General features: G+C 61.7%; 6 protein-coding genes. 1 reads left to right on the top strand and 5 read right to left on the bottom strand.

The features are described 5' to 3' along the window. The 5 genes from AAC126_RS21355 to AAC126_RS21335 form a co-directional block, all read right to left on the bottom strand. Positions 1-578, bottom strand: a 578-nt coding sequence (locus AAC126_RS21355) for a hypothetical protein (RefSeq protein WP_339857333.1), incomplete at its 3' end; no start/stop codon positions are given. Between the two features lie 16 nt (positions 579-594). Further along, positions 595-1,812 carry an outer membrane beta-barrel protein gene (locus tag AAC126_RS21350; protein ID WP_339857331.1) on the bottom strand — a complete coding sequence of 406 codons (1,218 nt, stop codon included), beginning with the start codon at positions 1,810-1,812 and terminating at the stop codon, positions 595-597. Positions 1,813-1,938: 126 nt separating this feature from the next. Then, positions 1,939-2,643, bottom strand: coding sequence for a hypothetical protein (locus AAC126_RS21345; protein ID WP_339857329.1), 705 nt, complete (start codon positions 2,641-2,643; stop codon positions 1,939-1,941). Beyond that, positions 2,640-3,551, bottom strand: coding sequence for an alpha/beta fold hydrolase (locus tag AAC126_RS21340; RefSeq protein ID WP_339857327.1), 912 nt, complete (start codon positions 3,549-3,551; stop codon positions 2,640-2,642). The genes AAC126_RS21345 and AAC126_RS21340 overlap by 4 nt, the downstream gene beginning before the upstream one ends. Continuing rightward, positions 3,515-3,730, bottom strand: coding sequence for an MbtH family NRPS accessory protein (locus tag AAC126_RS21335; RefSeq protein WP_339857326.1), 216 nt, complete (start codon positions 3,728-3,730; stop codon positions 3,515-3,517). Before AAC126_RS21335 ends, AAC126_RS21340 begins: the two co-directional genes overlap by 37 nt. 552 nt (positions 3,731-4,282) lie before the next feature. Here AAC126_RS21335 and AAC126_RS21330 point away from each other — a divergent pair. Beyond that, a partial coding sequence (locus tag AAC126_RS21330; RefSeq protein WP_339857324.1) for an AMP-binding protein occupies positions 4,283-6,430 on the top strand: 2,148 nt, incomplete at its 3' end.

Here is a 6,430-nt window from a genome sequence, read left to right as displayed (position 1 = left end):
TCGACGATGCCTTGCTCGCTGACGCCCGGATTGGCGCCGAGAACATAGTTCGTATAGTCGTTGCCGCCGGTCAGGATGGCGAAGGTGGCGCCGGAGGTATTGGCGACGACCCCGGAGGCATTATAGGCCGTCAGGTCGTCCATCACGGTGAGCAGGCCCGGCGCTTCTGTCGGCAGCACCGCCGTGCCTGCCCTGGCCCCGCCGAAAGCGAAGCTGAGACTGACGCCCTCCTGCGCTCCGGGATCAGTGGTCGAGCCGCACAGGCCCGACAGTCCGTTGGAGGCGTTGGTCGTCGCGCAGTCCGGATTGCTGAAATAATAATCCATGTAATAGAGCTGCGTCGGCGCGAGCTGGTCGGTCCAGTTCGGACCGTTGGAAAAGCGTCCCTGGTAATAGGGCGGGGTTAACGGGACTACATTTGTCGGGGTGATGAGCTTCGTTGCGATGAAGCTGTTCTGGTTGTCCACCAGACTGTCGCCCAGGAAGATATACCGGTCATCGGCCGACGCCGATGCGGAAAAGCCGAGAAGTGCGCCACACATGGTTGTGACGAGGAGCGCGCGAAGTGTCCGGGACATGACGCCTGCCCTCCGGTTAGAAAGTTACGACGACGGAGACCGTCGCCGAGGTTTCGCTGTACTGGACATCGGCCAGGAAAGCATCGTTCACGAGCTGGTTCGACGCGGAGGCATTGAACATCAGTTCGACACGGTCGTGGATCTGCCACGCCGCGGTCGCATCCAGTGTGTAGCTCTTCGCCGTGTAGGGCGTGCCCTCGATCTCGTAATAGCGGAGGGTCGGACCGACCTTGAGATAGATGTTGTCCGCCGGACGGTAGAGCGCGGCAACCCCGGCAAGATTTGTGAACAGGCCGCCGGACGTCTCGATATTCGTTTCGTCGAACGTGCGCTGCAAAACGCCGCCGACGCCCCAGGTATCGTCGATCTTGTAAGAGAGCTGGGCGGTGCCGACGCCGGAAACGACCGCACCGATGGTCGGCGCGTTGAAATATTGCGCGAAGCCGATGACGCGGACCAGGCCGGACAGATTGCCCTGGCTGAACTCGGCGCCGATGCCGACGCGACCACCTTCGGAATCGCGGTCCTCGGGCAGGAGGAAGTCAGAGCCCGAATATTTGATCCGGATCGGGCCGCCGAAGACGGAAGCTTTACCCCAGCTGTAATGCTGGCCGGCTTCAAGCGTGAGATTGTATTCCTCGCGGTCCTGGGATTGCAGCCGGCTGACGACGGTTACATTAATGTCGGTATCGTTGGAGACATCCTGATAGCGGCCCAAAAGATTGATGAAATAGGTTTTGTTATCCCATCCGAGCGCGGCTTCCAGCGTGTCGGTCTGGGTCGTCCCGTTCAGGTTTCCGTTGAACTGCTGCGGATCGTTCTTGCCGATAATGCTGGTTTCGCTGAGCGCACCGAGCCGCAGGTTGAAGTCGTCGGTAAAGTCGTAGCGACCGCTGATCGTGCCGGAGAGGGCCCGGCTTGTCTGATCCGGAACGTCGAGGGCTGCCTGGTCCACATAACTGACGGTAGCCGCCAATGCGTGCTCTTCCCAATCCGACTGGGCTGCCGCGTTGATGGCGAGAAGCCTTCTCAGGTCGGCTTCTTCGGACGGGTCCAGGCGGATATTGTCCGTTGCCGTGAGGCCGGCCTGGATCCGGTTGTAGAATTTGAAACCGCCGAGGCTAAGGCCGGATGGCTGCTCGAAGCCGGGCGTGGGCGGGAGTGGCGCTATTTGCGCCATTGCGGGCGTCGCGGCTGCAATAGCCGCGAGCAGGACGATCAGTGATGCTGCCATTGTCCGGCATGCTCGCGGCAACGGCTGTTTGCGCGCAGTTCTGGCTGGCTTTGATGCTTTGACTTTCATATCCCCCTTAACCGCCAATGCACCCATTTCCCCCGGAGTGCAGGGCGGTCCCCCCTGTTAGTTTTGCTTCGTTTGTACAGCCTGTTCGGCCATCTGGGCCGGTATGGTTCCAAAGCGCGTTGTGGTTATGACATTGCGGCAGTCGAGCCCGTTTTCGAACGTGCAATAAGGGACGTTGATCGTTGCCTCCAGATTGTCGCAGCTTTTCAGAAAGAGAGGCGAGGCGAGGGCATCGGTTTCCTCGCCGTCATCCAGTGGCCCGGCCATGATGCTTGTTGCCGAATGGCCATCGTCGACTTTCGACGTGAAGTCGATTTCAGCCACGATGCGGAAAACACCGAGATTGGTCAGATTTCGTACCGTGATGACCGGGATGCAATTGTCGGTAAAGCTGTGTCCGCTCCGGTCGGTCGAGATGGCGCGGGAGATGACGATTTGCAGCGGGCCGCCGTGGCTTCTGCTGTATTGCCAGCGAAGCTCGGGCTGATCTGTGACCGGGTTGATCGTACGCGTAAGCGTGACGGCCCGGCCATGATCGCTCATCGCGGTCACTTTGCCAGCGTTGTGGAAGTGGTCTATTTTCCAGGTGCCGTTCGGCAGCAGGATTACCCGCTCGCCGACGGTCGTGGCGCCGAGGCCGGAAGGCGGTATGGTTTCGCCTTCACCAGGCTGGGGCGCCGTCGCCGTTTGGGCATCGGCCTGATGCGCCGGCACCGATAACAGGATCGCGGTCGCGACCAGGAAAGCCCGGGAAAATTTCATGCTTTGCTCCCGCCCGCGCGGCTTGCGGATGATGTTCCCGCGAGGCCTGCCGATAATATCACAGCGCGGATCTGATTGAACGCAGCGCTTGGGTTTTCATTGATGAAAAAGTGACCGCCATCAATCCGGGTCACCTCATGTTTTGCCTCGGTCCGTGCGGCCCATGCCGTGTCCCGGCCATTGGCGGTAGCGGCGTCGGTTGTGCCGGCGATTGTGTGGATGGGACAGCGTAACCGTTCGCTTTCGGCCCTGGCATAGAGATCGTTCGCCCGGAAATCGGCTCGCATGACGGGCAGCATCAGTTCCACGAATTCGGGAACTTCATCCATCTCCGGCGGCAAGCCGCCGAGACGCCGGACATAGTCGAGAAAGGCATCGTCATCCAGGTCGGCGACAGTCGGCTGTGGCGTGGTTTGCGGGGCCGCGCGGGCCATGGTGACAAGGCCCGCGATGTCGATGCCATCGGCTTCCAGCCGCAGGGCGGTCTCAAAGGCAAGCAAGGCGCCATAGCTGTAGCCGAGCAGGACGGGACGGTCCCAGCCTTCCGCGGCGATTGCGGTGGCGATGTTCCTGGCGATCGCCGCCGCATCCTCTTCAGGCGTTTCCCCGAAGCGCTCCTCCCGGCCGGGCAACTGGACCGGGACAATACGGATGCCGGGCAGGGAGCCTGCCCATTCGCGGAAAAAACCTGCCCCGGCGCCGGCCGGGGGGAAGCAGATCAGCACAGTGCCGGGGCCCGTACCCGCGCCAGCCCGGCGCTGCACTGGAAGCCAGGGCGTCGGTGCGGCTACGGGGCGCCGGGCATCCGGCGTGGCTCCCCTGACCGCCGAGACCGGAACCGTCTGTCCCGCAGCTGCTGATTCCGGAGCCATCAGGCCCGGACGCTTTTCGGGCGCATGTCGGTCCATGTCGTCTCGACATGGGCAAGGCAGTCCTCGTGCGTTCCTTGAAAGACGGATTTCCAGCCGTTCGGGACCGATTTTGCCGCTGGCCACAGGCAATATTGCTCTTCGTGGTTGATCAGAACCTGATGCGTCGCCGCCGGGGCTTCGGTCTGGCCGGGAGCTGTCTCTGAACCGGTGCTCATGTCGTTCTCGTCTGCTTGTGAGGAGTGGAGCGCGCCTTTTTTGCCGGCGCTGATTTCAGGGGTTTTGCTGCCGGTTCACACACGGTCTCGGCGCGCGCATGGTCTGGTGCCTTATCCGGGCCTTCCGGCAGAAGCCCCAACCGGCGCTCCCGGAGCTCCAGCATCTCGACCGTAGATTTATAGGTCGGGTGTGCCCAGAGCGCGAAGAGCGCGAATTTCAGAAGTGCAGCGGCGACTGGCATCACAATACCGTAACGATAATTGGCGTATCTCGATCTGACACATGAGAGCGCTATACTCGCGCTATGCGATCCGGTCCCGAAAGTGAGTTCCATCGACAGCATCGGCACTATGGGATGGCGGGAAGGCGTTTGCAAACGATAAATTATTTGTTCACAATGGGTTCTGGGTATATCAGTCCTATTTTTTCTGCGTGAAAATGTGTCGGTTTGCAAAAAATTTAGTGAATTTTTATGCGTGATTTTCAAGGGGTAATTTCGTGTTTTGGTTTAGTTCCCTGCGTGCCCCCGGAGATTGAATGTGAGTGGCGTTATGATTGAGAATGTTCAATCCGGGCAGCGTTTTTTTCCGCTCTCCATGGCGCAACTGGAGGTTTGGCGGGAACATGTTTTGTTCCCTGGCACGGCGGTTCATACCGTGTCGGCGCGAAGTATCATTGCCGGGCCGCTCGATCCTGAAAAATTCGGGGCCGCGCTTTTCTGGAACTGGCAGCGGCATCAGGCGCTGCGGCTGACACCCGTATCGGGCGAGGACGGGCTGGAGCCGGTGCAGATCGAATGCCCCGTCCCGGAGCGAATATTCAATCTGCATGATGTGTCGGATAGTTGTGATCCGGAAGCTGCCGCCGAAGCACTTGCCGCCGATCTCGGTCGCCGGGCCATTCCGCTCGACGGTGGCCCGACTTTCCGTTTCGACCTGATTCGCTTCGCGCCGGACCGGCATATCTGGGTGATGAGTTATCATCACATCAACATGGATGCCTGGGCGAACGGCATTTTGATGCGGGATGTGGCGGCGGCTTATTGCGCGTTGGCCAGCGGGCGGCAGCCGGAACTGCCGGAAGCACCGCAATTCGGGGAAGCTGCCGAAAGCGACCGTGCCTTCCTGGAAAGCAACCGCTTTGCCAAGGCTGCCGAATACTGGAGCGGGCAATACAAAACCCTGCCCGACCGGCTGGTCGACGCGGTGCCGGGCGTGCTGGAGGGCCGCCCGCCCGAGCCGACTTCGCTGCAACGGATCGGTGTCGATGCGGCGACGATGACCAGGTTGCGTGCGGTGGCTGCCGAAAAAGGCGCGACGCCGGCCCGGCTCTTCATGGCCGCTGCGCTGATCCTGTTTCATAAACTCTCCGGCGCGACCGACATGGTGTTCGGCATGCCGGTGCTGAACCGGCCGACCGCGCGGGACAAGGACACCTTCGGTCTGTTCTCGCTGACCACAGCGCCGCGTATCCAGCTCGATCCGGCTGATGGCCTGGATGCCCTGCTGGCCGAACTCGATCGCTCCATGCGCGGAGCCATGCGGCATCACCGCTATCCGCTTTCCCAGGTTAACCGGACGCTGGGGCTGGCGGCGCAGCGGGTGTTGCAGCTTTTCGACATCAATATTTCATACGAACGGGTCGATTTCGGCGCATTGCCGTTCGGCGATGCCGTGGCCGGGGTGCCCCGGGTGCTGCTGAACGGTGTCGAACGCACGCCGGTCGAGATCTTCGTGCGGGAATATGGCGACGGTGAGCGGGTCGAAGTAGATCTCGACCTCTCGCTCGGTGCTTTCAGCGAGGAAGATGCCGCCGCTCTTGCGTCGCGTTATTCACGCGTTCTGTCATGGCTTGCCTCTGGCGGTGCCGGCTCTGTTTCGTCTGTTCCTCTGGTCGATGCGCCGGAGCGGTCTTGGCTTCTGGAGGGCGTGAACGCGACAGCGCGGGATTATGGCGCATTCGAGCCTGTGCACCGGGCATTCGAGCGTCTGGCGGAGGCGCATCCTGAGCGCGCTGCCGTGCGGTACGAGGGTGTGGAGCTTGGCTATGGCGAGCTGAACAGCCGTGCGAACGCCCTGGCGCGGCGCCTGCTGCGGGCCGGTGTTGGCCGTGACGTGCGTGTGGGCGTGGCACTGGAACGGTCCGTGGACCTTGTGATGTCGCTGCTGGCGGTGATGAAGGCGGGTGGGGCCTATGTGCCGCTGGACCCGGAACTGCCCGGTGACCGGCTGGCCTTCATGATCGGGGATGCGGCGGCGCCTGTTGTGGTGACGCGGACAGGATTGCTCGACGTGCTGCCGGTGCATGAGGGCCGGACGCTCTGCGTTGACGATGCCGGGCGCGGCAGCAGACGCGGCGCGGATGCAGGCAACCCGGATATTGAGCTTGGCCCGAACGACCTTGCCTATGTGATCTATACCTCGGGCTCCACAGGCCTGCCCAAGGGGGTGATGAACCACCATGGGGGCCTCGCGAACCGTATTCTCTGGATGCAGGAACGCTTCGATATCGGTGACGGCGACCGGGTGCTGCAGAAGACGCCCTATACGTTCGATGTATCGGTCTGGGAGTTCTTCTGGCCCCTGATGACGGGCGCCTGCCTGGTGGCGGCAAAGCCCGGTGGCCACAAGGACCCGGATTATCTGGCAAAGCTGATGGCGGAAGAGTGCATCAGCGTGCTGCACTTCGTGGCGTCGATG

This window comes from uncultured Nisaea sp. (assembly GCF_963974195.1).
GTDB lineage: Bacteria > Pseudomonadota > Alphaproteobacteria > Thalassobaculales > Thalassobaculaceae > Nisaea.
Note: the sequence above shows the minus strand (reverse complement) of the source record. Positions and strands in the feature narration are given on the sequence as shown.

What these genes read in the sequence shown, in the direction of transcription:
- AAC126_RS21350 (WP_339857331.1), bottom strand. Translation starts at nt 1,812, where the DNA reads ATGGCAGCATCACTGATCGTCCTGCTCGCGGCTATTGCAGCCGCGACG.
- AAC126_RS21345 (WP_339857329.1), bottom strand. Translation starts at nt 2,643, where the DNA reads ATGAAATTTTCCCGGGCTTTCCTGGTCGCGACCGCGATCCTGTTATCG.
- AAC126_RS21340 (WP_339857327.1), bottom strand. Translation starts at nt 3,551, where the DNA reads ATGGACCGACATGCGCCCGAAAAGCGTCCGGGCCTGATGGCTCCGGAA.
- AAC126_RS21335 (WP_339857326.1), bottom strand. Translation starts at nt 3,730, where the DNA reads ATGAGCACCGGTTCAGAGACAGCTCCCGGCCAGACCGAAGCCCCGGCG.